This window comes from Kitasatospora azatica KCTC 9699, from assembly GCF_000744785.1.
Classification (GTDB): domain Bacteria; phylum Actinomycetota; class Actinomycetes; order Streptomycetales; family Streptomycetaceae; genus Kitasatospora; species Kitasatospora azatica.
In genome coordinates this window covers 1,756,508-1,777,482 of sequence record NZ_JQMO01000002.1, presented here as the reverse complement: position 1 = coordinate 1,777,482, position 20,975 = coordinate 1,756,508, and the positions used below count along the sequence as shown (strand labels likewise).

The following is a 20,975-nucleotide window of genomic DNA, read 5'->3' as shown; positions in this document are numbered from 1 at the left end:
GATCTCCGGTCGCCCACCGGCGTGCCCGTCAGCCCTCGTCCGCCGTTGGCGGTCGGTCGAGGAGGTGCTGGTCGGCGGCGTCGCCGGTACGGGCGTCGGTGCGGCGGCCACGTGCCAGGTAGTCCCGGACGATCAACTCGACCGCGTCCTGCGGACTCCTGGTACCGGCCAGCAGCATCACCTCGATCGCCAGGTCGCTGTCCAGACTGATCGTGACCTTCGCCATGACTCCCCCTCAAGTCGCTGCGTGCAGCCTACCCGTGGCCCGTGGCCCGTGGCCCGTGGCCGGTGGCCGGCGGGCGGATACGCGTCACGAGCAGCGGCAGCGTCCGACCGGGGACGGAGCCTGACGGGGTCGCTCCGATTCGGGTGGCGCCCATCGCGAGGTAGAACGACTCGGCATTGGGGTCCGCCTCGATGGTGAGGCGATCGAACCCGAGCAGTCGCGCGGAGGCGGTGACCTGTTCGAACAGGCGGCGACCGATGCCCTGTCCGATGACCTCAGGCTCGATGAAGAGCATGCCCAGGGCGCCTTCCGGTGGGCTGCCTTCCAAGGTGGCGAAACCCAGGATGCGGCCGTCCCGTTCCGCCACCACGGTCCGAAGCTCTTCGACCTTCGAGGCGGGGACGGTCAGTTCGTCCCGGCAGGCCGCCATGAACGCCTCGTCGTAGCCCCAGTGGGCCTTGGACCGAACCGCCAGTTCACTGAGGATCTCGGCCTCGCCCACCTGCGCCGCCCTGATCAGCACGGTCGCCCCCCAACCTGCAGCCCTGCTGCCATGAATCGCCCGATCCTGCCGAGCCCGGTCTACCGGACCGCGACAACCGTCGCAACGGCTTTCCGGCTCGCCTCGGCGACGTACGCACGCCGCCGAGGCGGGCGAATGCCTCAGCCGAGGTCCTTGCGCTCCAGTTCGACGCCGAGCACCTCGCGGATGTAGTTCTCCACGAACCCCGGCAGCCAGGGATCGCGGCCCTGCTCGGTGAAGCGGGCCACCAGCGCGGCGTCCGGCTGCTCGGTCAGCAGCACGATCCGCCAGGTGTTCAGCGGCTGCTGCTCGCCGCCGGCCACGCCGTGCTGGACGTGGAAGAGCGGCTGCCGGGGATCCGCGTGCAGCGGCGCGCCGTCGGCGTCGGGGAACTCCGCCCGGCCGAGGAAGGTCACCGTCTGCTGCTCCTGGTCGAGGTACACCTCCTCCAGCACCAGCCCGTACACCTCGGGCTCGGCCCACAGACGCTGGTCCGAGCTGCGGACGAACTCGTCCCCGAGCGCGCCGCCCGGCCGCCCCGGCGCCCAGGACGCGTCACTGCCGGACCGGACCACGTACGGGATGAACACCCCGGGAGCGGCCGCCTTCCTGGTCTCCAGGTCCCAGAGCATCGCGCGGGTGAAGTGCACCGGCTCGCTGGTGACATAGCGCTCGGCCAGCACCTGGTTGACGTCGACGGGCGGGAACTCCGCCCGGGTGGCCCGCGGATCGGCCCAGGCCTGCTCGAACTCTGCCTCTGCTGCCAGTACGGACATCGCTGTTCCCCCTGTCGCTGCGCGCTCCCGTCCCATCGGGAGCCGCTACCCGCACCGAACGCCTCCGGTGATCTTCTGATTCCCGTGGCCAGCCGGGCCGGGTGCCGATCCGGGCCCCGCAGAAAAGCACTAGACCATTCCGGTGCGCCGGTGGAGACTCCCGGCGCTCTACGACCTGTTCGCCCGTCAACTCGCCGATCAGCAACAGGGCCTGATCGCCTCGCACCTGCGCGCCGTGCCGGACGCCGCACTGCTGCGGGCTCCCGGCGACGGCCGGCCCATCGACCGACTGGCCATCCGGGTCGCCGTCCTGGAGCTGCTCCGGGCGCTGGCCGGCCGCGATGGTCGAAGGGGACCATCGCGGCCCGGGTGCGTCCGACTCCGCGGCGAGCCGCAAGGAATTCCGGCCCGGCAACCGTGCGCATCGCACGGTTGCCGGGCCGGAATTCCTTGCGGGGCTTCAGGGTTCGGAATCGGTGGAGTCCGCGATCAGCTTCTCGGCACGGTCCAGGCCGAAGTCCATCGCGGTGAGCACGGCGGGGAGCGTGAAGCTCGGGAAGAGGTGCTGGTGGAGCGCGCGCAGACGGATCGGCAGGTCCTGGTAGTGGGTCAGCGAGTAGGACATCAGCTGCACCCCCGCGAAGGCGCCGACCAGCACCTCGGCGGTCTCGGCCGGGTCCACGTGCGGCAGCAGCTCGCCCTGTCGGCCGGCCGCCTCCAGGATCTGCCGGTTGTGCTGGGACCAGTCCTGGAACGGCCCGCGCTGGTCCAGCCCCTCGGCCTGCCGGTCCAGGGTGAGCCGCACACTGGCCCGCACCAGCGGATCGGTGCGCAGCCGGTACGCCAGGATCATGCTGGAGTCCACCAGCTCCTGCAGTCTGAGGCTCTGCGGCTGCGGCAGGCCCTGGCTGTGCTGCTCGTTGAGGATGCAGCGGACCAGGTCGTCCTTGGACTCGAAGTGGAAGTAGAGCGCGCCCTTGGTCACCTCGGCGGCCTTGAGGATCTCCGCGATGGTGGCGGCCTGGTAGCCCTGCTGCTCGAAGACCGCGGCAGCCGCCTCCAGGATCCGGCGGCGGGTGCGGATCGCTCGGTCCTGCTTGGCCACAGTCGCCCTCCTGAGGGGTCGCGGACGAGTTCAAGTGCCGACTGCGGGCACGCCTGTTCGAGTGCTGACGCTTGAAAAGAAAACCAACCTGTTCGTACGTTCTTAACCGATGTTGGGCGCTGTAGGCGGCGCTGTCAACCAGGGGAGAACAAATGGACAGGTCAGAGCTGCTGATCCAGCCGAGCAAACCGACCCTGAGTTCGGTCTGGTTTCCGGATATAGCCGCACAGAATCCGACCACGCAGAATCCGACCGAACAGAATCCGACCGCCGGGGTCGCCAAGGAGCTGGTCCACCAGGTGACGGCGGCCGAGGTGGTGCCGACCGGCTGGGCCAGGACCGGTGAGGACCGGTTCACCCTCACCGCCCGACTGCCGCACCAGTACCCCTTCTTCGCACCGGCCCCCGGCGGCGGCCAACTGCCGCTGCTGCTGGTCGAGGGCATGCGGCAGTGCGTCCTGCTGATCGCCCATGTCGGCTACGAGGTGCCGCTCGGACAGCAGTTCGTGCTGCGCGAGCTGGACTTCGGCTGCGACCCGGCGAACCTCGCGGCCGCCGTCGGGACCGGCCAATTGACCGTCGAGATGGTCTGCTCGCGGATCGTCCGCCGGGCCGGCCGACTGACCGCGATCCGCAGCGAGATGACCGTCTGGCACGGCGACCGGTTCGTCGGCCGCAGTCGCGGCGACATCACCTTCATCAGCCCGGCGGTCTACCGGCGGATGCGCGGCGAGCGGATCGGCGCGGCCCGGCCGGTCGAGACCGAGCTCAGCTCCGAGCTCTTCGCCGGACCGGTCGGCCTCGCGCCGCTCGGCCCGCGGGCCTGGCAGCTGAAGATGGACACCGCCCACCCGGCGCTGGCCCGTCGGCAGGACGACCACATCCCGGGCATGCTGCTGCTGGCCGCCGCCCAACAGGCCGCCCAACAGGTTGCCCAACTCGCCGCTGCGCCGGGCGTTCGACCGGCCTTGCCACAGGGCGCCTTCGTCCCGGTCGCCGGGGACATCGCCTTCGATCGCTATGCCGAGTTCGACAGCCCGGTGGAGATCGAGGCGGGCGAACCGGTGCGCGACGCCGCCGGCGGCAGCACGGTGCGGATCACCGGCCGGCAGGACGGCGCGGAGGTCTTCCGCAGCACGCTGGTGAGCGCGCCGTGATCCTGGTGACCGGGGCCACCGGCACGGTCGGGCGCGAGGTGGCCCGGCAGTTGGCCGCGCGCGGTCCGGTCCGCGTGCTGGTCCGCGACCCTGGCAGGCTGGCGGTCACGGGTCCGCAGCTGGAGACCGTGCGCGGCTCGTACGCGGACGGCGCGGCCCTGGACCGGGCGCTGACCGGAGTGACGGCGGCCTTCCTGGTCACCAACCACCCGAGCGAGCCCGACGACGAGCGATTCGTGCGGGCCGCCCGCGCCGCCGGGCTGGGCCACCTGGTCAAGCTCTCCGCCTTCGCGGTCGGCGACCCGACGGCGACCGACTTCATCACCCGCCGCCAGCGCGCCAACGAGCAGCTGATCCGGGACTCCGGCCTGCGCTGGACCTTCCTGCGCCCGCGCGCCTTCATGGCCAACGCGCTCGCCTGGGCGGGCACGGTCCGCGCCGAGGGCGTGGTGCGGGCCCAGCACGGCGGCGCACCACAGGCCGTGATCGACCCCCGGGACCTCGCCGAGGTCGCCGTCCGGGTGCTCACCGAACCCGGGCACCAGGGCCGGAGCTACCAGCTCACCGGGCCCGAGCCGATCTCCGCCCGGGAGCAGACCGCGCTGCTCGGATCGGCGCTGGGCCGGCCGCTGCGGTTCGAGGAGCTGACGGAGCAGCAGGCCCGTGAGCAGCTGACCCGGCGTTACCCGGCCGTCCTGGTGGAGGCGCTGCTGCAGAGTGCGCAACAGCTGGCCGCCGGGCGCAAGGCGCGGGTGGATCCCACCACCGAGCAACTGCTCGGCCGCCGCCCGACCGGCTTCCGGCAGTGGGCCGTGGACCACGCGTCGGCGTTCGCCTGGGACGCCGACCGGGAGGCTTGGGGCGCCTAGAACGCCTGGGATGCTTCGGAGTTGAGCAGGACCGGCAGGGAGCGGTGGCCGTTGGAGAGGAAGGAGCCCAGCGGCTCCGGCGTCTTGTCCGGTTCGGCCAGGGCGAGCGCGGGGAACCGCTCGAACAGCGCGCCGAGCGCGATCACCGCCTCCAGCCGGGCCAGCGGTGCGCCCAGGCAGTAGTGCACGCCGTGCCCGAAGGTCAGGTGCTCGCGTCGGCCCGGACGGGTGGCGTCGAAGAGGTCGGCCGTGGGGCCGAAGACCTCGGGGTCGCGGCCGGCCCCGGCGATCGAGATCAGGATCGGGTCGCCGCGCCCGATCACGGTCCGCTCGTCGATCCGGATCTCCTCGACGGCGTAGCGCAGCGGGATGTGGGCGCCCGGCGGCTCGACCCGCAGGGTCTCCTCCACCACGTCCGCCCAGCCGATCCGACCGGCCGTCAGCAGCGCCCGCTGCTCGGGGTGGCTGAGGATCGCGTGGATCGCCTGGTCGAGCAGGTTCACCGTGGTCTCGTAGCCGGCCGAGATCATCAGCAGCAGGGTGTCCACCAGCTCCTGTTGGCTCAGCCCGGTGCCGTCCTCGTCGTGTACCGCGATCAGCGCGCTGGCCAGGTCCTCGCCGGGAGCCGCCCGCTTCGCCGCGACCAGTTCGTGCAGTGCGGCGTACAACTGCTGCCCGTTGGCGGCGGCCTGCTCGGGGGAGACGGCGGTGAGGAAGGTGACGTCGATGGTCCGGCGCAGCCGCTGCTGGGAGGCCTCGGGTATGCCGAGCAGTTCGCAGATCACCAGCACCGGCAGCTCGGCGGCGAACTCGGCGCGCAGGTCGACGACTTGGCCAGGGGCGGTGGCGGCCAGCCGGTCGAGCAGCTCGGCGGTGAGCCGGCGGATCCGGGGCTTCAGCAGCTGGGTTCGGCGGGCGGTGAAGGCCGAGGAGACCAGCTTGCGCAGCCGGGAGTGCTCGGCGCCGTAGGCGGTGATCATGCTGCGCACCGAGACCCAGATGGCCAGCGGCCAGTCGGCCGGGACGCGACCCTCGATCCAGTCGGGCCAGTGCTGTTGCGCGTCCTTGGAGACCCGGGGGTCGGTCATCAGACGCTTGATCAGCTCCGCGCCGGTGACCGACCAGGCGGCCACGCCGCCGGGCAGCAGCACCTGGGTGACCGGGCCGCGCGCGCGGATCCGGGTGATCTCACCGTGGATGTCGCGGCCCTCGGCGTCGAGGGCGATCGGTGCGGCTGGGCAGCTGGTTGGCCGGGGGGTCGCCGTCATGGGAGCACGGTAGGCAGCTGCGGCACCGCCGGGTCAACGGCAACCTGACGCAGAACAAACCGACGTCTTGGTATGGAAGATTGCCGGGTATGAGCTGTTGTAGCGTCAGCGGGAGGGCTGGAGCGGGCCGGGGCAGACGCCAACTCCCTTGAAACAGCGGGAAGGGTATGTTTTTATGGGTCAGGTAGGCCCAGTTCTTGACGCGGGAAGGCGTGTACCTCCCATGGCCATCACCATCGACGCCTGGTTCGACTACCGCAGCCCGCTCAGCATGCTGACGGGCCGACTGCTGTGCGAGGCGGTCGCCGCCGCAGACGATGTCGAGCTGCGCTGGCATCCCCACGAAGGCGGCGAGGGCCAGGTCTGGGCGGGGCTGCCGTCCTCGAAGGTCTGGGAGCACAGCGTGCGCCCGCTGGCCGCGCGACTGGGCGTCCCGGTGGCGCAGGCTCGCCCCGCCGACTTACCGCATACCCGACTGGCTTGGCGCGGCTACCAGTTCGCCTGTGAGCAGGGTCGGGCGAGCCTCTACAACGAGCAGATCTTCGCGGCCCGCTTCGAGGAGGGGCTCGACCTGGGCGACCCGGCGGTACTGGTCCGGGTGGCCTGGCGCAGCGGTCTCGACCCGGAGGAGTTCCGCTCGGCGCTCGGCACCGAGCGCTACCTGCACCAGCACCTGGCGGCGCTCGCCGAGCAGCCGGTCGGTGCGCCGATCCGGCTCACCCCGACCGTGGTGGTCGGGGGGCGGCGGATCGAGGGGGTGCCCAGCGGCGAGCAGTTGGAGCGGCTGATCGAGCGGGCCCGCCGACTCGCGCCGCCCGTTCCGCTGCCCGCCGAGCCTGCCCCGGTTGCCCCGGTCGCCCCGACGGTCCCGGCTGCCCCGCTGGGCCAGGCTGCCCCGCTGGCCCGGGCTGTCCCGCTGGTCAGCGTCGCCGGCCGGCGCTGACCGCGGCGCCTCGCCCGTTCGCGGACTCCAACTGCCCCAGTACCGTCTCCAGCAGCGCGCCGAGCGCCTGCGGGACGCCCTCCGGAAGCCGGTCCAGCAGGTGCTCGTGCTCCACCGCCGCAACGGCCGTGACCTTCCCGGCCAGCGCCGCGCCCTCCTCGGTGAGCCGCACCCAGGAGCTGCGCCCGTCCGCCTCGTTGGCCTCCCGGTTGACGTAACCCCCTTGGGCCAGGCGGTTGATGACATTGCTGGTGCCGCCGGAGGAGAGCCCGCAGGCGGTGGCCAGGCCGGTGGGCCGCAGCCGCCGCTCCGGCGCCTCGTGCAGCGCGAGCAGCACATCGGCGTCCGCGTGGGTGAGTCCGGCCTCGGCGGCGGCCGCCTGGGTGGCGGAGTTGACCAGCTGGGCCAGTCGGGTCGCCTGCCGGGCCAGCCGGTCCAGCGAGATCGCTGGGGCCGGGTCTGGGTGGTCCATCTCTGTCTCCTCTCGTCCGGCGTCGCACCGTCGCCGGATCGATCCAAGCATCTCACCAAAAGGTTTCCGGGAAGTTTTCCGGATAGGTGCAAGTCCGTCAGTCGGTCCGGGACTTGGCCCCTGCGTCGGTTGCTGGCAAGGGCTCGGCGAGTTAGCATCTATCCAGAAAGCTTTACCAAAAGCTATCAGTCGAATGAAGGGCGATGGCATGTCCTCCCCGGAAAGCCTGCGCGCGCTGGACGGGCACGCCCAGTCCGAGCTGGTCCGCAGCGGTGAACTGACCGAAGCCGAGTTACTTCGGGCGGCCGTCGAGCGGATCGAGGCCCACGACGGTCGGATCGGTGCCCTGGCGGTGACCGACTTCGACCGGGCCCTCAGCGCGGCCGAGCGGTCCGCCGGCCGCCCCCGCCCCGAGCGGGCCGGCCCGCTGTACGGCGTGCCGTTCCTGCTCAAGGACCTCGGGCCGACCGTGGCCGACCTGGAGGCCACCATGGGCTCCCGCTTCCTGGCCGGCTTCGTGCCCAGTCAGGGCAGCGAGTTGACCGACCGTTTCCAAGCCGCCGGGCTACGGGTGTTGGGCAAGACCAGGACCCCCGAGTTCGGCGTGCTGCCCACCACCGAGCCGCGGCACCAGGGTCCGACCCGCAACCCGTGGGACCTGAACCGCAGTGCCGGCGGTTCCAGCGGCGGGGCCGCGGCCGCCGTCGCGGCCGGCCTGGTGCCGATCGCACACGCCAACGACGCCGGCGGCTCGATCAGGATCCCGGCCGCCACCTGCGGCGTCTTCGGTCTCAAGCCGACCCGGGCCCGCACCCCGCTGGGGCCCGCCGTCGGGGACCTGATGAGCGGACTGGCCGCCGAGCACGTCATCAGCCGCTCGGTGCGGGACAGCGCGGCGGTGCTCGACGCGATCGCCGGCCCCGCGCCCGGCGACCCGTACTGGGCCCCGCCGGCCACCGGCTCCTACGCCGGCGCGGTCCAGCGCGGGCTGCGCGGGCGGAAGTTGCGGATCGCGCTCAGCACCCGGGCCGGGCTCGGCCCACTGGATCCGGCCTGTGGCGCCGCAGTTGAACAGGCCGGCAAACTCTGCTGGGAGCTGGGCCACGAGGTGACCGAGGCCGCGCCGAAGGTCCGGTTCGCCGACCTGGTCGAGCCCTTCCTGGTGCTCTGGGCGGCCGGCGTCTCCTCCGCGATCAGCTCCTACGCACAGCTCAGCGGACGGACCCCGGCGCCGGACCAGTTCGAACCGCTGACCTGGCGGCTCTACGAGCAGGGCCGGACGCTCAGTGCGGCCCAGTACCTGCTGTCGGTGGCCACCCTGCAGCGGGCGGCGCGCAGTCTGGCCGGCTTCTACCGCGAGTACGACCTGCTGCTGTCCCCGGTCACCGCCTGGCCGGCGCCGGTGCTGGGCAGCTTCGCCATCGGCACCCCCGACCAACAGCTCATGCGCGCCATCGAGTTCTGCCACGAGACGCCGCTGGCCAACCTGACCGGACAGCCCGCCATGTCGGTCCCGCTGCACTGGACCGAGGAGGGCCTGCCGATCGGGACGCACGTCACCGGCCGGTTCGGCGCGGAGGCGACGCTCTTCGCGTTCGCCGCCCAGCTCGAAGCGGCCCAGCCCTGGGCGAACCGTCTGCCCGCAGCCATCCACCTGCGATCGGAGAGCTAGCCTTGCTGAAAATCACCGTGGTGACCAGAGGTTCGGCCGCCTGGCTGGACGCGGGGGAACTGGTCCGCCGAACCTATGCCGAGGCGTACGGGGCGCGGATCAGCCCCGACCCCGACGCCTTCTTCCTGGCCGCCGCCACCCGGGCCGACGGCACCCGCGCGATCGCGGGCTGCGCCGGCTGCACCTACGCCTCGGCCACACCGTTCTTCTCCGAGCGCTACCTCGACCAGCCGATCGAGTCCGCGATCGCGCAGCGCCTCGGTACGCCGGTGGACCGCGACCGGGTGATCGAGATCGGCCCGCTGGCCGGGCACGGGGGAGCCGGGCGGGAACTGATCCGGCTCACCCCGATCATCGCGTGGAGCATGGGGATGGAGTACCTGCTCTGCACCGTGACCGGCGCGCTGCGCTCCTCGCTGGAGCGGGTCGGGATCACCTTCACTCCGCTCGGGCCGGCCGACCCGGACCGGATCGACCCCGGACAGCGGGCCGCCTGGGGCAGCTACTACGACCAGCAGCCGCGCACCGGGTTCATCGAACTGCGAGCACTGGCACCGCTGTTCGCGGAGGCGACCGGACGGTACGCGTTCCTCGACCCCGAGGTGGGGCTGCTGGCCCAGGGGGAGGTGTTGAGTCGTGCGGGCCGTTGAGCAAGCGCTCAGTCAGTACGCGGAGAGCGACCAGCCACTGGTCCGGGTACTGGACGAGCAGGGCCGGGTCGTCGCCCGGCACAGCTATCGGCAGCTCACCCGGGCGGCCCGGGCGCTGGCGGACCGGCTCTCGGCCGGGCTCTTGGACCGGCTCTCGCCCGGCCTCTCGCTCGGCCTCGGACCGGATGCAGCGCGGGTCGGCGTGATCTGCGGCAACACGCCCGAGTACGTGGTCGCCGACCTGGCCCTGCTCGCGTTACGCGTCACCGAGATCCCGGTACCGCTGGCCTTCAGTCGCGAGCAGGCGGCCGGTCTGCTGGAGACGGCCGAGCTGTGCCTGGTGGACGCCCAGGGCGCCGCCCGGCTCGCCGAATGGGGTCCGCAGGTGCTGCCCGAGGGCTGCCCGGTGGTCGAGGTGACGGCGAGTCAACTCGGGGGTGACGTCGGCGATTCTGCGTACCTGGTCCCGCAGGGCGCCGAGGACTGGATCTGCAAGATCATCCACACCTCCGGCACCACCTCGCGGCCCAAGGGCGTACGGATCCGGGCTCACGGCATCGGCGCCCTGATCGACTCGCTGCACACCGTGATGCCGCCGAACGCCTTCGCCCGCTACCTCTCCTTCGTCCCGTTCAGCCTGCTGATCGAGCAGGTCACCGGCCTGTACCTGGTGCTGCTGGACGGCGGCTGCCTGACCCTGCTGCCGCCCGCCGCCGCACTGGTCGGCACCAGCGCCGGCGCCGTCGAGGCCGCACTGCCACAGCTGGCCGCCGCCCGCCCGACCGCCGTGGTCGCCACCCCCGCGCTGGTGGCCGCCCTCGCCGAGGCGGCCCGGCAGGCCGGTCCCGAGCCCTGGCGCACCCTGTTCGGCACCGACGCCGCCCCGCTGGTCTGCTGTGGCGGTGCCCCCGTCCACCCCGACACACTGCGCGAGTTGGCGCTCGCCGGCATCGACGTGTACGAGGGCTACGGGCTCTCCGAGAACAGCTCGGTGGTCAGCTGGAACACCCCCGGTGCCCGCCGGATCGGCACCGTCGGCCAACCGCTGCCCCACGTTCGGGTCCGGCTCGGCGAGGACGGCGAACTGCTCGTCAACAGCAGCTCGCTGTTCGCCGGCTACACCCGCGAGGACCCGTCCAGCTGCGAGCTGGTCGACGGCTGGCTGCACACCGGGGACCTGGCCACCATCGACGCGGACGGCTTCGTCACCATCACCGGCCGCAAGAAGAACATCATCATCACCGCCGCCGGGCGCAACATCGCCCCCGAGTGGGTCGAGGCGCAGTACCTGCGGCTGCCGTTCGTGCGGGCCGTCGCCGTGGTCGGCAACGACCTGACCGAACTGCACGGCCTGTTCGTCATCGACCCCGCGATCGATCCGCAGGACGCCCGGGCGGCGATCGCCGCGCACGGCGCCGAGCACCTTTCCGCCGTCGAACGAGTCGCCGCGATCCATCTGTTGAGCGCCGAGGAGCAGGACTGGCGCCGCTTCTTCACCGTCACCGGGCGACCGGTCCGCGCCGCGATCAGCGCAGCGCTCAGCACCGACAGGACGGCCGCCGTCGATAAGGCACCCGCCGTCGATCGGGCACCCGATGTCGAGCAGGTGCCCGATGTCGAGCAGGCACCGACCGTCGACAAGACACCCACTACCGACAAGGGAGTACTCATGACCAGCCACCGGCCCGAAGTCCAGCCGCACGGCACCGGCACCGGCAAGCTGCTGCGCCCGGCCCCGGGTGCGACCCAACTGCGCGACCTGGACCCGGCGTTCGTCATCGGCCTGCTCGCCGAGGCCGGCCACCTGGTGCTGCGCGGCTTCCAGCCCTCGATCGAGGACTTCTCGCTCTTCGTCAAGGAGCACTCCGACCGGGTGACCCTCGACCCGGCCCGCACCTTCCACGGCGGCGACGTCGCACAGAAGGTGGACGCCGGCACCGCCGAGCTCGGCCTGCACCTGGAGAACGGCAACAGCCCGTTCATCCCGGACCTGACCTGGTTCCTGTGCGAGAAGGCCGCTGCCTCCGGCTCGCAGACCACCGTCTGCGACGGCTACCGGGTCTGGGACGCGGCCGAGCCCGCCGACCGGGCCGCCTTCGCCCAGGACATCGTCTACGCCCGGCGGGTGGACGAGGCCAAGTGGAAGCAGTTCACCGTGCACCAGTTGGGCGGCACCAAGAGCGTCGACCAGGTCAGCTTCGCCGACTTCCAGCAGCTGGCCGCCGCCGACGGCGCGGGCACCACCGTCACCCTGCTGCCCGACGGCGCCGTGCACTACGCCTACCGCACACCCGCCGCCCGCAGCACCCTGTTCGGCACCCGCCGGGCCTGGGCCAACAGCATCTTCGGGCCGTCCTTCAACTACCAGAAGCCGACCATCACGTTCGCCGACGGGGCCGCGCTGCCCGCCGAACTGACCGAGCGGTTCGAGCAGTTGACCGCCGAGCTGACCGAGGAACTGGACTGGCAGGACGGGGACGTCGTGCTGGTCGACAACACCCGTGTGATGCACGGGCGTCGAGCGATAACCGACCCGAACCGGACCATCTACAACGCGCAGAGCTACCTGCGCCGCGACCTGCTCCCGGTCCGCAGCGCCTCCTGACCCTGGCCAGCAGGCCCCGACCCGCAACCGGGAGACCACCTTGTCCGTCCTGCCCGTCACGCCGGGCCCGCTCGGCCTCGACGACCCCGCCGTCAGCGCCGTGCTCGCCCGCCTCTACGCCACCGCCCGCCACACCGACCAGGAGGTGATGGCCCGCGCCTTCGCCGAGGCCGCGAAGCGCCCCGTCCCGCCCACCCCGGCCGAGGCCGCCGCGCTCTGCGCCGAGGCCTCGCTGCCGGTCCACCCGCAACTCGGCCGACTGCTCTACACCTTGGGCCGGATGCTGCGCCCGCGCAGCGCGATCGAGTTCGGCACCTCGTTCGGCACCTCCACCATCCAGCTGGCCGCCGCGCTGCGCGACAACGGCGTCGGGCACCTGGTCAGCACCGAACTGGACCCCGGCAAGGTCGACCGGGCCAGGGCCAACCTGGCCGAGGCCGGGCTGAGTTCGCAGGTCACCCTGCTGCTCGGGGACGCCCGCCGGACGCTGGCCGACCTGCCCGAGCCGGTCGACCTGGTGCTGCTGGACGGCTGGAAGGAGCTCTACCTGCCGGTCCTGGAGATCCTCGAACCGGCCCTGCGCCCCGGCGCGGTGATCGTCTCCGACAACCTGCCGATGCTCCCCGAGGAGTACCTGGAGCGGATCCGCGACCGTCGGCGCGGCTATGTCTCGCTGGACCTGCCGCTCGGCGACGGCATCGAACTCACCACCTGGACGGGGGTCCTGGGGTGACCGGGCAACTCGCGATCGTCGGTGCGGGACCGCGCGGGCTCTCGGTACTGGAGCGGCTCTGCTCCCAACTCGCCCACCGGACCGGGCAGACCGGGCCGACCGCCGTCACCGTGCACGTGGTCGACCCCTACCCGCCGGGCGCCGGGGCGGTCTGGCGCACCGACCAGAGCCGCCGGCTGCTGATGAACACCGTGTCCTCCCAGGTCACCGTCTTCACCGACGAGTCGGTGGAGCTGACCGGCCCGGTGGTGCCCGGCCCCAGCCTGTACGAATGGGCCCGGTTCCTCACCCTGATGGGCCCGTTCGACGACTACGCCGAACCGGTCCTCGCCGAGGCCCGCCGACTCGGCCCCGACGACTACCCGACCCGCGCGCTCTACGGCCACTACCTGGAGTGGGCGTTCCGCCGGATCGTCTCCACCGCCCCCGCCGGCGTCACCGTGCGGGTGCACCGCTCGCGCGCCGTCGCCCTGCACGACACGCTCGACGGCAGCCAGCGACTGCGCCTCGCCGACGGCACCGAACTGCCCGACCTGGACGGTGTGGTGCTGGCCCTCGGGCACACCGCCGCCCGCCCCGGCCGCACCGAGGCCGCGCTGATCGCCCACGCCGAGCGGCACGGCCTGGCCTATCTGCCGCCGGCCAACCCGGCCGACCTCGACCTGTCCTTCGTGGCTCCCGGCGAGACCGTGCTGCTGCGCGGCCTCGGCCTCAACTTCTTCGACCACATGGCCCTGTTCACGGTCGGTCGGGGCGGCCGCTTCGAACAGCGCGACGGCAGGCTGGTCTACCGGCCCTCGGGCCGCGAGCCCCGGCTGGTGGCCGGCTCCCGGCGCGGCGTCCCGTACCACTCGCGTGGCGCCAACGAGAAGGGCCCGCACGGGCGGTACTTCCCGCGACTGCTCACCGTCGAGCACGTGGCGGCGCTGCGCAAGCGCGGCGCCGCCGGTGAACCGGTCGACTTCCGGGCCGAGTTGTGGCCGCTGATCGCCCAGGAGGTGGAGAGCGTCTACTACGAGGCGCTGCTGCTCCAGTCGGGTCGGCAGAGCGCCGCCGGGCCCTTCGCCCGGCGGTACCTGGCCGCCGAGTCCACCGCCGAACGGCTCGCAGTGCTGGCCGAGTTCGGGATCGCAGCGGAGCAGCACTGGGACTGGGAGCGGATCGCCCGTCCGTACGGCGACCGGGAGTTCGCCTCGCCGGCCGAGTTCCGCCACTGGCTGCTCGACTACCTGCGACGCGACCTCGCGGCCGCCGCCGAGGGCAACGTCAGCGGCCCGGTCAAGGCGGCCCTGGACGTGCTGCGCGACCTGCGCAACGAGATCCGGCTCGCCGTCGACCACGCCGGGCTGGCCGGCGACTCGCACCGCGACCACCTGGAACGCTGGTACACCCCGCTCAACGCCTTCCTCTCGATCGGCCCGCCGGCCTCGCGGATCGCCGAGATGATCGCGCTGATCGAGGCCGGGGTGCTCGAGGTGCTCGGCCCCGAACTGCGGATCACCGCCGAGGCGGGGCAGTTCACCGCCGGCTCGGCGGCGACCGCCGGTGAGCGGGTGCGTGCCCGGGTGCTGATCGAGGCCCGACTGCCCGAGCCCGATCTGCGCCGCACCGCCGACCCGCTGCTCTCCCAGCTGCTGGCCACCGGCCAGTTGGCACCCCACCTGGTCCCGGCGGCTGACGGCGGCGCCGGACACCTGACCGGCGGGGTCGCGGTCACCGGGCGGCCGTACCGCACCCTCGACGCCCAGGGCCGGGCACACCCGAGCCGGTTCGCCTACGGCGTGCCCACCGAGGCGGTGCACTGGGCGACGGCAGCCGGGATCCGACCCGGCGTCAACTCGGTCACGCTCAACGACTCCGACGCCATCGCGGCAGCGCTGCTCGCGTTGGTGTGCGTGCCGGATTCCGCCGACCACCGATCCGACGACCTCTCCGAGGCCGGAGTATGACGATCCATCAGCAACTGGAGCACAACCATGAAGACTCTTGAGGACCAGCTCACCGCAGGCGCGCTGGAGCTGCCCAACCGCGTGGTGATGGCGCCCATGACCCGCAACCGGGCCGACGCCGACGGCGTGCCCACGGCCCTGATGGTCGAGTACTACGCGCGCCGCGCCTCGGCCGGCCTGATCATCACCGAAGGCGTGCGGATCAACCCGGTCGGTCACGGTCCGATCGGCCAGGCCGGACTGCACACCCCGGCGCAGGTCGCCGGCTGGCGCCGGGTGACCGAGGCCGTGCACCGGGCCGGCGGCCGGATCGTGGCCCAACTCGCCCACCACGGAAGGATCGCCCACCCCAGTCTGCTCCCCGCCGGGGCCCGCCCGGTCGGCCCGTCCGCCGTCGCCGCAGTCGGCGACGCCCGCACCGCAGCCGGGCTGCTGCCCACCGTGCTGCCCTCGGCGATGTCCGCGCCGGAGATCGCCGACACCCTGGACGACTTCGGCGCGGCCGCCGCAGCGGCCCTGGAGGCCGGCTTCGACGGTGTCGAACTCCAGGGCGGCAACGGTTACTTGATCCAGCAGTTCCTCTCCGACAGCGCCAACCTGCGGCAGGACGCCTACGGCGGTGCACCGGTCGACCGGATCCGCTTCGCGCTGGCGGCGGTGCGGGCCGCCGTGCGCGCCGTCGGTCCCGGGCGGGTGGGCCTGCGGCTGTCGCCCGGTAGCGGCTACAACGACATCCTCGAGCGCGACCCCGCGACCCTCTACGGTCTGCTCGCCGACCAGCTCAACCGCGAACCGCTGGCCTACCTGCACCTGATCGAGGATCCGGACGCCTCGCTCGCCCGGCTGCTGCGGGCCCGCTACACCGGCCGGCTGCTGCTCAACCCGTTCACCGGCGACGAGCCCACCGACCCCGCCACCGCACAACACCGGCTGCGCGAGGGCAGCGCCGACGCGATCAGCTTCGCCCGGCTCTTCGCCGCCAACCCCGACCTGCCCGAGCGGATCCGCCAGGGCCTGCCACTGAGCGCCCCCGATCCCGACACCTTCCACGAGGGCGGCGCCCTCGGCTACACCGAACTCGGAGTACCCGCCGTATGAGTGAGCAGACCGTGAGTGAGCCGGCAGTGAGTGAGCGGGCCGTGAGTGAGCGGGCCGTGAGTGAGCGGGCCGTGAGTGAGCAGATCGACCAGTACGCCGTCATCGGCGACCGCTACGAGGACTTCAAGGACACGGCCCCCCTGGCCGGCCCGGAACAGTACAACGTGCTTCGCCAGTTGGGCGACCTGTCCGGTGCCCGGGTGCTCGACCTGGCCTGCGGGCACGGCCACTACACCCGGCTGATCAAGCAGGCCGGCGCGGCCGAGGTGGTGGGCGTCGACCTGTCGCCGGTGATGGTCGAACTGGCCCGGGCGGCCGAGACCGGGCAGCCGCTGGGCATCTCGTACCACGTGGCCGATGCCGTCGACCTGCCCCGACTCGGCCAGTTCGACCTGGTCAGCGCCGTCTGGCTGCTCAACTACGCCACCACCAAGGCCGAGTTGACCGCAATGCTGACCGGCATCCGGCGCAACCTGGCACCCGGCGGCCGGTTCGTCGCGGTCGCCGTGTGGCCCGAGTTCGACCCGGCCGGGCCGGCCTGGGACGCGTACGGGCTGCGGGTGGTCTCGGAAACCCCCGACGGGGACCGGGGCATCCTGGTCACCGACCTGATCGGCACCGAGACCTCCACCATCACCACCTCACGGTGGAGCCACGAAGCCTTCGACGACTGCCTGGCAGCCGCCGGCTTCACCTCCTACGCCTGGCACCGGCCCGAGGTGCCCGAGGAGGCGGAGGCGCGGTACGGCGCCGCGTTCTGGGACAACTACCGGGCCAACCCGGTGCCGGGACTGCTGGTGGGCTCGGTCCCCGCTGAACTGACGGCCAGTCAGCGACTCGGCGCCGATCTGCAGCGGCTGCGCCTCGACTTCGAGGCCGGCCGCTGGGCGCCCACCGAGCTGGAGCGCCGACTGGCCCACCGCCTGGTCACCTCCGCCGCCGGGACCGGCCTGCTCACCGGAGTTGCCGTCCGGGACACCTGCTGGGAGGGCTCGGAGGCCTTCCTGCGGGAGAACGGCGGCCGACTCGCCGCACTGCTCGCCACGACGGCGACGGTGGTCGACACGGCCGGGACCAGCCCCGAGGCGGACGCCGTGCTGGCGCTGCTGGAGCGGTTCGAGCGGTTCGAGGGGGCCGAGGGGTCCGAGCGGGTCGAACAGCTCGAGCAGCACGCGCAGCTCGACTGACCTACCCGGGTGGGCAACCGCGCGCGCCGCGCGGTTGCCCACCCCGTTTTCCCGATCGAGAGGTTGCCGCCGATGACCACTGCCGTCCGGACCGAAGCGCCACCGTCCGACCCGTTCCGGGGGATCGGGCTCACCAGCGTCCACCTGGTGCCGATCGCCCGGCTGCGCACCGCCGACTCGCCCCGCGCCGCCGCCGAGGACCCCGGGCACCTGCGCTCGCTCGCCGTCGCCGAGAGCGCTCTGCCGCCGATCGTCGTGCACCGGCCCAGTATGCGGATCATCGACGGCACCCACCGGGTCAGGGCTGCCCTGCTGCGCGGGCGCACCGAGATCGAGGTGCGGTACTTCGACGGGACCGAGGCGGACGCCTTCGTACTGGCCGTCGAGTCCAACATCGGCCACGGGCTGCCGCTGAGCCAGGCCGAGCGCTCGGCCGCCGCCGAACGGATCCTCGCCTCGCACCCGCACTGGGCCGACCGCGCGATCGCCTCGGTGGCCGGCCTGTCCGCGCACACGGTGGCGGCGCTGCGCCGGGCCCAGCAGTCCGAGCAGGCCCGCCCCGCCGCCCGGCTGGGCCGCGACGGGCGGCTGCGGCCGGTGAGCACCGCCCAGGGGCGGCGGGAGGCCGGCCGACTGCTCACCGAAGCCCCGGACACCTCGCTGCGTGAGATCGCCAAACGCACCGGGCTGGCGCCGGCCACCGTCCGCGACGTCCGCGACCGCCTACTGCGGGGCGAGGACCCCGTTCCGGCGCCGCGTACGCCTGCGGCTGCGGCTGCGGTTGTACCTGTGGCCGGCGCTGCGCCTGCGGCTGGCTCTGTGCCTGCGCCTGCCGCTGTGCCTGGGCCTGCGGCTGCCACCGGCGCTGGTGTGTCGCCGGCCGCTGCCGCTAACCCGGCCGACCAGTACCGCAGGTTGGCCCGTGACCCGGCGCTCCACCAGCACGAGACGGGCCGTCAGCTGCTGCGCCTGCTGAGCATCGCCGCCCTCCCCGCTGCGGACTGGGACACCCTCGCCGAGGCCGTCCCGCCGCATCACGCTGCGGCTGTCGCCGAACTGGCTGCTGCCGCCGCCGAAGCGTGGCGGGCCTTCGCGGAGCGAGCGTCCTGAGCAAGCGCTTGCTTGGGGGTGGCGCATTGGTGGGTGGGCGTTTGCTTGGCCGGTGGCCAGTGACTGAGCGCTTGCTTGGGGGCGGCGCGTGGTGGGTGGGCGTTTGCTTGGTCGGCGGCCATTGACTGAGCGCTTGCTTGGGCGGCGCGTAGCGGGGTGAGCGCTTGGGCTTGGGCGGCGCACCCTGACGGAGCGCTTGCTCCGCCGGGGCTCTCTGGCTAAGCGCTTGCTTACAAGCCACGCGCTGATTGAGCGCTTGCTTAGCCGCCGTCCGGTGATTCACCCCTTGGTCGGCCGCGCGGGTCCTGAGTGAGCGCTTGCTCAGCCTCGCCCGTCCTGACCAAGCGCTCACTCAGGACGCGTCCCCGCCGTCCCCGCTAGCCCCGGCCCCGTCCCCCTCTGGAACAGTGGCCGCGTGCTGCTGCCCACCACCGCCAACCTGGTCGAGCTCATCGAGGTCGTGCGAATCGCCGACCCCGTCGGTTGGTACGCGTGGACGGATACCGTCCCGGGCGAAACCATCGGGCTCTGGGAGGACGCGCAGCAGGTGCTTGCACAGCTCGAAGCCCTGCCTCCGGGCACCAAGATGCGCTGTTTCACACCACGTTTCGCGCTCCGGGCCCACACCGGGCAGCACCCGGACTTCCCGAATCAGGTGCTCTTCGAGATCGCGTTCTGCTTCCAGTGCGAGGACGCCTGGTTCTTCGGCCCGGCCGTTACGCGAGAGTCGGCGCGTCAGACCTTCGACCCCGACAGTCCTCCGGCCCGTGAGCTACTGCGCCGGTTCCGCGCCGAGGATGCCTAGGGGCTGTCCGGCCGTCAGCGCAGCGGCGTGCGGTGCAGCGTGACGAGCAGTCGCCAGACCTGATGGGCGATCCGGTCGGAGTCGCCCTCGATCAGCCCGTGCAGCCAGTCGGCCAGCACCCCCGCGAAGGTGGCGGCCACGGCGGAGGCGATCAGTTCGGGCTCCGGGGCGCCGACCAGGCTGCGTTCGGTGTGGCTGCGGGCCCGTAGGTCCTCGTGCAGCACCTGGCCGAGCGGCCCCGCGCCGCCCGGGAGCAGCAGTGCCCGGTACAGGCCGGCGCGCGGAGCTAGTTCGGCGAAGAAGGCGAGCAGTGCCGGGGGCGGGGAGGCTGGGTCGGCGGTGCCGCGCCAGGCGTGCAGGGCGTCCACCGCCTCGCGGACCACGTCCGCACAGGCGTCGACGGCCAGCGCCTCCAGGTCGCCGTAGTGCAGGTAGAAGGTGGCGCGGCCGACCCCGGCCCGGCGCACCAACGCGGCCACGCTCACCTCGGCCAGCGGGTGCTGTGCGCACTCGTCCAGCAGGGCCCGGCGCAGCTTGGCCCGGGTCCGGGCGGCCCGGGGGTCCGCCTGCGGCTCCGGCGCCGGGCGGTGCTCCGGCAGCGGGTGGGCCCCCCTCGCCGGCCGTGCCCCCCTCGCCGGCCGCTTCTCCGGCGTCGGGAGGTGCTCGGTCACTGAGCGACGAGCACGGCGGCGAGCGCCACCGCCCCGGGCAGGGCCTGGGCGACCAGGATGCGCCGGTTCGAGGTGGCGCCGCCGTACAGGCCGGCGACGAGCACGCAGCTGAGGAAGAAGACCTGGACCCGGTACCCCGTGGGATCGGCGGCGATCAGGCCCCAGATCAGCCCGGCTGCCAGGAAGCCGTTGTAGAGCCCCTGGTTCGCGGCCAGCGGGGCGGTGGCCCGGGCCAGGTCGGCATCGAAGCCGGACAGCTTGCGCCCCGGCTGCTTCTCCCACAGGAACATCTCCAGCACCAGGATGTACGCGTGCAGGGCGGCCACCAGGCCGACCAGGATTTCCGCTGTCGTCTTCACTTGCACGTTCCCGCCGCTCGATTTCATGGACAGGTGTCCACTATACCTGGACAGTCGTCTAGTACGCCTCCCAGACCGAGCAGTCATGCGCGAAGAGCACCCGTCGCGGGTCGAACTCGTTGAGCCGCTCCAGCCAAGACGGGTAGCCGGGAAGCGGCTCTGCCACGCTCTGCTGGACGGCCCGGCGGGCCAACTGGTCCGAGCCGAACTGCGAAGCGAAGTCATGTGCCTGACCGGCGAGGACCACGGTGCCGTCGCTCTGCCGGACCACGAGCGACTGGTGCCCGTCCGTATGCCCTGGCGTGGGAACGATCCAGACCCCCGGCCACACCTCGGCCTCGCCGACGAGTTCCCGGTAGGTCGCGCCGGGGAAGTCCACCAGCTCGTCGATCGTGTAGCCGCCGCGGCGGGCTGTGGCCAACTCCACGGCCTGCACCAGGATCGGCGTGCCGGGCAGCAGGGGGTTCCCGCCGCAGTGGTCGAAGTGCAGGTGGCAGTTGACCACCAGTGAGATGTCCGCGAGGGTGACGCCGGCGGACGCGAGGGCGCCCTTGAGCGCCCGGCGACGGGGTCGGTAGTGCGCTTCGGTCTCGGGATCGGCGGCACCGATGCCGCTGTCGAAGAGGATCAGTCCCTCGTCGCGCCGCACCAGATAGGCGAGCACGGGTTCGACGCGCGGCTGCGGCCCGCCGGTCTCCGATGCGGGACGGACGAAGTAGCCCAGGTCGAGTCGACGTATCGCCGCGTTGCTGCTCATCCGACCATCCTGACGAGGCATGGTCGCCATGGCCGGGCTG

Annotated in this window: 21 protein-coding genes; 12 read left to right on the top strand and 9 right to left on the bottom strand. The window is 72.5% G+C overall.

Annotated elements, in window-relative coordinates; all coding sequences use genetic code 11:
- Positions 1-28 precede the first annotated feature (28 nt).
- The 4 genes from BR98_RS08360 to BR98_RS08345 all read right to left on the bottom strand — a co-directional run bounded on the left by BR98_RS08360 (position 29) and on the right by BR98_RS08345 (position 2,630).
- Entirely contained in the window at positions 29-226 is a 198-nt protein-coding gene (locus tag BR98_RS08360; RefSeq protein ID WP_035841460.1) for a hypothetical protein, read from the bottom strand.
- Positions 227-254: 28 nt separating this feature from the next.
- Positions 255-749 carry a GNAT family N-acetyltransferase gene (locus BR98_RS08355; RefSeq protein ID WP_051969445.1) on the bottom strand — a complete coding sequence of 165 codons (495 nt, stop codon included), beginning with the start codon at positions 747-749 and terminating at the stop codon, positions 255-257.
- Positions 750-889: 140 nt separating this feature from the next.
- Positions 890-1,525, bottom strand: coding sequence for a hypothetical protein (locus tag BR98_RS08350; RefSeq protein WP_035841459.1), 636 nt, complete (start codon positions 1,523-1,525; stop codon positions 890-892).
- Positions 1,526-1,985: 460 nt separating this feature from the next.
- Complete coding sequence (locus BR98_RS08345; RefSeq protein ID WP_035841458.1) at positions 1,986-2,630, bottom strand: ScbR family autoregulator-binding transcription factor; 645 nt, start codon at positions 2,628-2,630, stop codon at positions 1,986-1,988.
- Between the two features lie 152 nt (positions 2,631-2,782).
- Between BR98_RS08345 and BR98_RS08340 the strand changes: the two genes are divergently transcribed.
- Both BR98_RS08340 and BR98_RS08335 read left to right on the top strand, forming a co-directional pair.
- Positions 2,783-3,787: a ScbA/BarX family gamma-butyrolactone biosynthesis protein gene (locus BR98_RS08340; RefSeq protein ID WP_051969444.1), complete on the top strand. Its 1,005-nt coding sequence runs from the start codon at positions 2,783-2,785 to the stop codon at positions 3,785-3,787.
- The gene (locus BR98_RS08335; RefSeq protein ID WP_035841457.1) at positions 3,784-4,656 is read left to right on the top strand and encodes an NAD(P)H-binding protein; all 873 of its coding nucleotides are present in this window, start codon (positions 3,784-3,786) and stop codon (positions 4,654-4,656) included. Before BR98_RS08340 ends, BR98_RS08335 begins: the two co-directional genes overlap by 4 nt.
- Here BR98_RS08335 and BR98_RS08330 read toward each other — a convergent pair.
- Positions 4,653-5,924 (bottom strand): cytochrome P450 family protein, encoded by a 1,272-nt coding sequence (locus tag BR98_RS08330; protein WP_051969443.1) that lies wholly within the window; start codon positions 5,922-5,924, stop codon positions 4,653-4,655. The two genes, BR98_RS08335 and BR98_RS08330, sit on opposite strands and share 4 nt — an antisense overlap.
- A gap of 223 nt (positions 5,925-6,147) precedes the next feature.
- Between BR98_RS08330 and BR98_RS08325 the strand changes: the two genes are divergently transcribed.
- Positions 6,148-6,867, top strand: coding sequence for a DsbA family oxidoreductase (locus tag BR98_RS08325; RefSeq protein ID WP_051969442.1), 720 nt, complete (start codon positions 6,148-6,150; stop codon positions 6,865-6,867).
- Here BR98_RS08325 and BR98_RS08320 read toward each other — a convergent pair.
- Positions 6,845-7,339 carry a MarR family winged helix-turn-helix transcriptional regulator gene (locus BR98_RS08320; protein WP_051969441.1) on the bottom strand — a complete coding sequence of 165 codons (495 nt, stop codon included), beginning with the start codon at positions 7,337-7,339 and terminating at the stop codon, positions 6,845-6,847. The two genes, BR98_RS08325 and BR98_RS08320, sit on opposite strands and share 23 nt — an antisense overlap.
- 208 nt (positions 7,340-7,547) lie before the next feature.
- Between BR98_RS08320 and BR98_RS08315 the strand changes: the two genes are divergently transcribed.
- The 9 genes from BR98_RS08315 (at position 7,548) to BR98_RS08275 (ending at position 19,148) form a co-directional block, all read left to right on the top strand.
- Complete coding sequence (locus tag BR98_RS08315) at positions 7,548-9,011, top strand: amidase (protein ID WP_035841455.1); 1,464 nt, start codon at positions 7,548-7,550, stop codon at positions 9,009-9,011.
- Positions 9,012-9,031: 20 nt separating this feature from the next.
- Positions 9,032-9,661 carry a thermostable hemolysin gene (locus BR98_RS08310; RefSeq protein WP_232247285.1) on the top strand — a complete coding sequence of 210 codons (630 nt, stop codon included), beginning with the start codon at positions 9,032-9,034 and terminating at the stop codon, positions 9,659-9,661.
- Complete coding sequence (locus tag BR98_RS08305; RefSeq protein WP_035841451.1) at positions 9,648-12,266, top strand: AMP-binding protein; 2,619 nt, start codon at positions 9,648-9,650, stop codon at positions 12,264-12,266. The genes BR98_RS08310 and BR98_RS08305 overlap by 14 nt, the downstream gene beginning before the upstream one ends.
- 40 nt (positions 12,267-12,306) lie before the next feature.
- Positions 12,307-12,999, top strand: coding sequence for an O-methyltransferase (locus tag BR98_RS08300; RefSeq protein WP_232247284.1), 693 nt, complete (start codon positions 12,307-12,309; stop codon positions 12,997-12,999).
- Positions 12,996-14,948: an FAD/NAD(P)-binding protein gene (locus BR98_RS08295; RefSeq protein ID WP_035841450.1), complete on the top strand. Its 1,953-nt coding sequence runs from the start codon at positions 12,996-12,998 to the stop codon at positions 14,946-14,948. The genes BR98_RS08300 and BR98_RS08295 overlap by 4 nt, the downstream gene beginning before the upstream one ends.
- A gap of 27 nt (positions 14,949-14,975) precedes the next feature.
- Positions 14,976-16,046: an alkene reductase gene (locus tag BR98_RS08290; RefSeq protein ID WP_035841448.1), complete on the top strand. Its 1,071-nt coding sequence runs from the start codon at positions 14,976-14,978 to the stop codon at positions 16,044-16,046.
- Positions 16,047-16,117: 71 nt separating this feature from the next.
- Entirely contained in the window at positions 16,118-17,233 is a 1,116-nt protein-coding gene (locus BR98_RS08285; RefSeq protein WP_232247283.1) for a class I SAM-dependent methyltransferase, read from the top strand.
- A 72-nt stretch (positions 17,234-17,305) separates the two neighbouring features.
- Positions 17,306-18,343, top strand: a complete 1,038-nt coding sequence (locus tag BR98_RS08280; protein WP_035841446.1) for a ParB/RepB/Spo0J family partition protein — start codon at positions 17,306-17,308, stop codon at positions 18,341-18,343.
- A gap of 415 nt (positions 18,344-18,758) precedes the next feature.
- Entirely contained in the window at positions 18,759-19,148 is a 390-nt protein-coding gene (locus BR98_RS08275; RefSeq protein ID WP_035841444.1) for a hypothetical protein, read from the top strand.
- Between the two features lie 14 nt (positions 19,149-19,162).
- Here BR98_RS08275 and BR98_RS08270 read toward each other — a convergent pair whose 3' ends face one another.
- From BR98_RS08270 to BR98_RS08260, 3 genes are all read right to left on the bottom strand, one after another.
- Entirely contained in the window at positions 19,163-19,747 is a 585-nt protein-coding gene (locus BR98_RS08270; RefSeq protein ID WP_035843596.1) for a TetR/AcrR family transcriptional regulator, read from the bottom strand.
- Positions 19,748-19,815: 68 nt separating this feature from the next.
- Positions 19,816-20,205, bottom strand: a complete 390-nt coding sequence (locus BR98_RS08265; RefSeq protein ID WP_407639423.1) for a DUF1304 domain-containing protein — start codon at positions 20,203-20,205, stop codon at positions 19,816-19,818.
- A gap of 31 nt (positions 20,206-20,236) precedes the next feature.
- Positions 20,237-20,935: an N-acyl homoserine lactonase family protein gene (locus tag BR98_RS08260; RefSeq protein ID WP_035841441.1), complete on the bottom strand. Its 699-nt coding sequence runs from the start codon at positions 20,933-20,935 to the stop codon at positions 20,237-20,239.
- Between the last annotated feature and the right edge of the window lie 40 nt (positions 20,936-20,975).

Excerpts from the sequence above, each read along its gene's own strand:
- BR98_RS08360 (WP_035841460.1), bottom strand. The coding sequence starts at position 226 with ATGGCGAAGGTCACGATCAGTCTGGACAGCGACCTGGCGATCGAGGTG.
- BR98_RS08350 (WP_035841459.1), bottom strand. The coding sequence starts at position 1,525 with ATGTCCGTACTGGCAGCAGAGGCAGAGTTCGAGCAGGCCTGGGCCGAT.
- BR98_RS08340 (WP_051969444.1), top strand. The coding sequence starts at position 2,783 with ATGGACAGGTCAGAGCTGCTGATCCAGCCGAGCAAACCGACCCTGAGT.
- BR98_RS08330 (WP_051969443.1), bottom strand. The coding sequence starts at position 5,924 with ATGACGGCGACCCCCCGGCCAACCAGCTGCCCAGCCGCACCGATCGCC.
- BR98_RS08325 (WP_051969442.1), top strand. The coding sequence starts at position 6,148 with ATGGCCATCACCATCGACGCCTGGTTCGACTACCGCAGCCCGCTCAGC.
- BR98_RS08320 (WP_051969441.1), bottom strand. The coding sequence starts at position 7,339 with ATGGACCACCCAGACCCGGCCCCAGCGATCTCGCTGGACCGGCTGGCC.
- BR98_RS08315 (WP_035841455.1), top strand. The coding sequence starts at position 7,548 with ATGTCCTCCCCGGAAAGCCTGCGCGCGCTGGACGGGCACGCCCAGTCC.
- BR98_RS08290 (WP_035841448.1), top strand. The coding sequence starts at position 14,976 with ATGAAGACTCTTGAGGACCAGCTCACCGCAGGCGCGCTGGAGCTGCCC.
- BR98_RS08280 (WP_035841446.1), top strand. The coding sequence starts at position 17,306 with ATGACCACTGCCGTCCGGACCGAAGCGCCACCGTCCGACCCGTTCCGG.
- BR98_RS08265 (WP_407639423.1), bottom strand. The coding sequence starts at position 20,205 with ATGAAATCGAGCGGCGGGAACGTGCAAGTGAAGACGACAGCGGAAATC.
- BR98_RS08260 (WP_035841441.1), bottom strand. The coding sequence starts at position 20,935 with ATGAGCAGCAACGCGGCGATACGTCGACTCGACCTGGGCTACTTCGTC.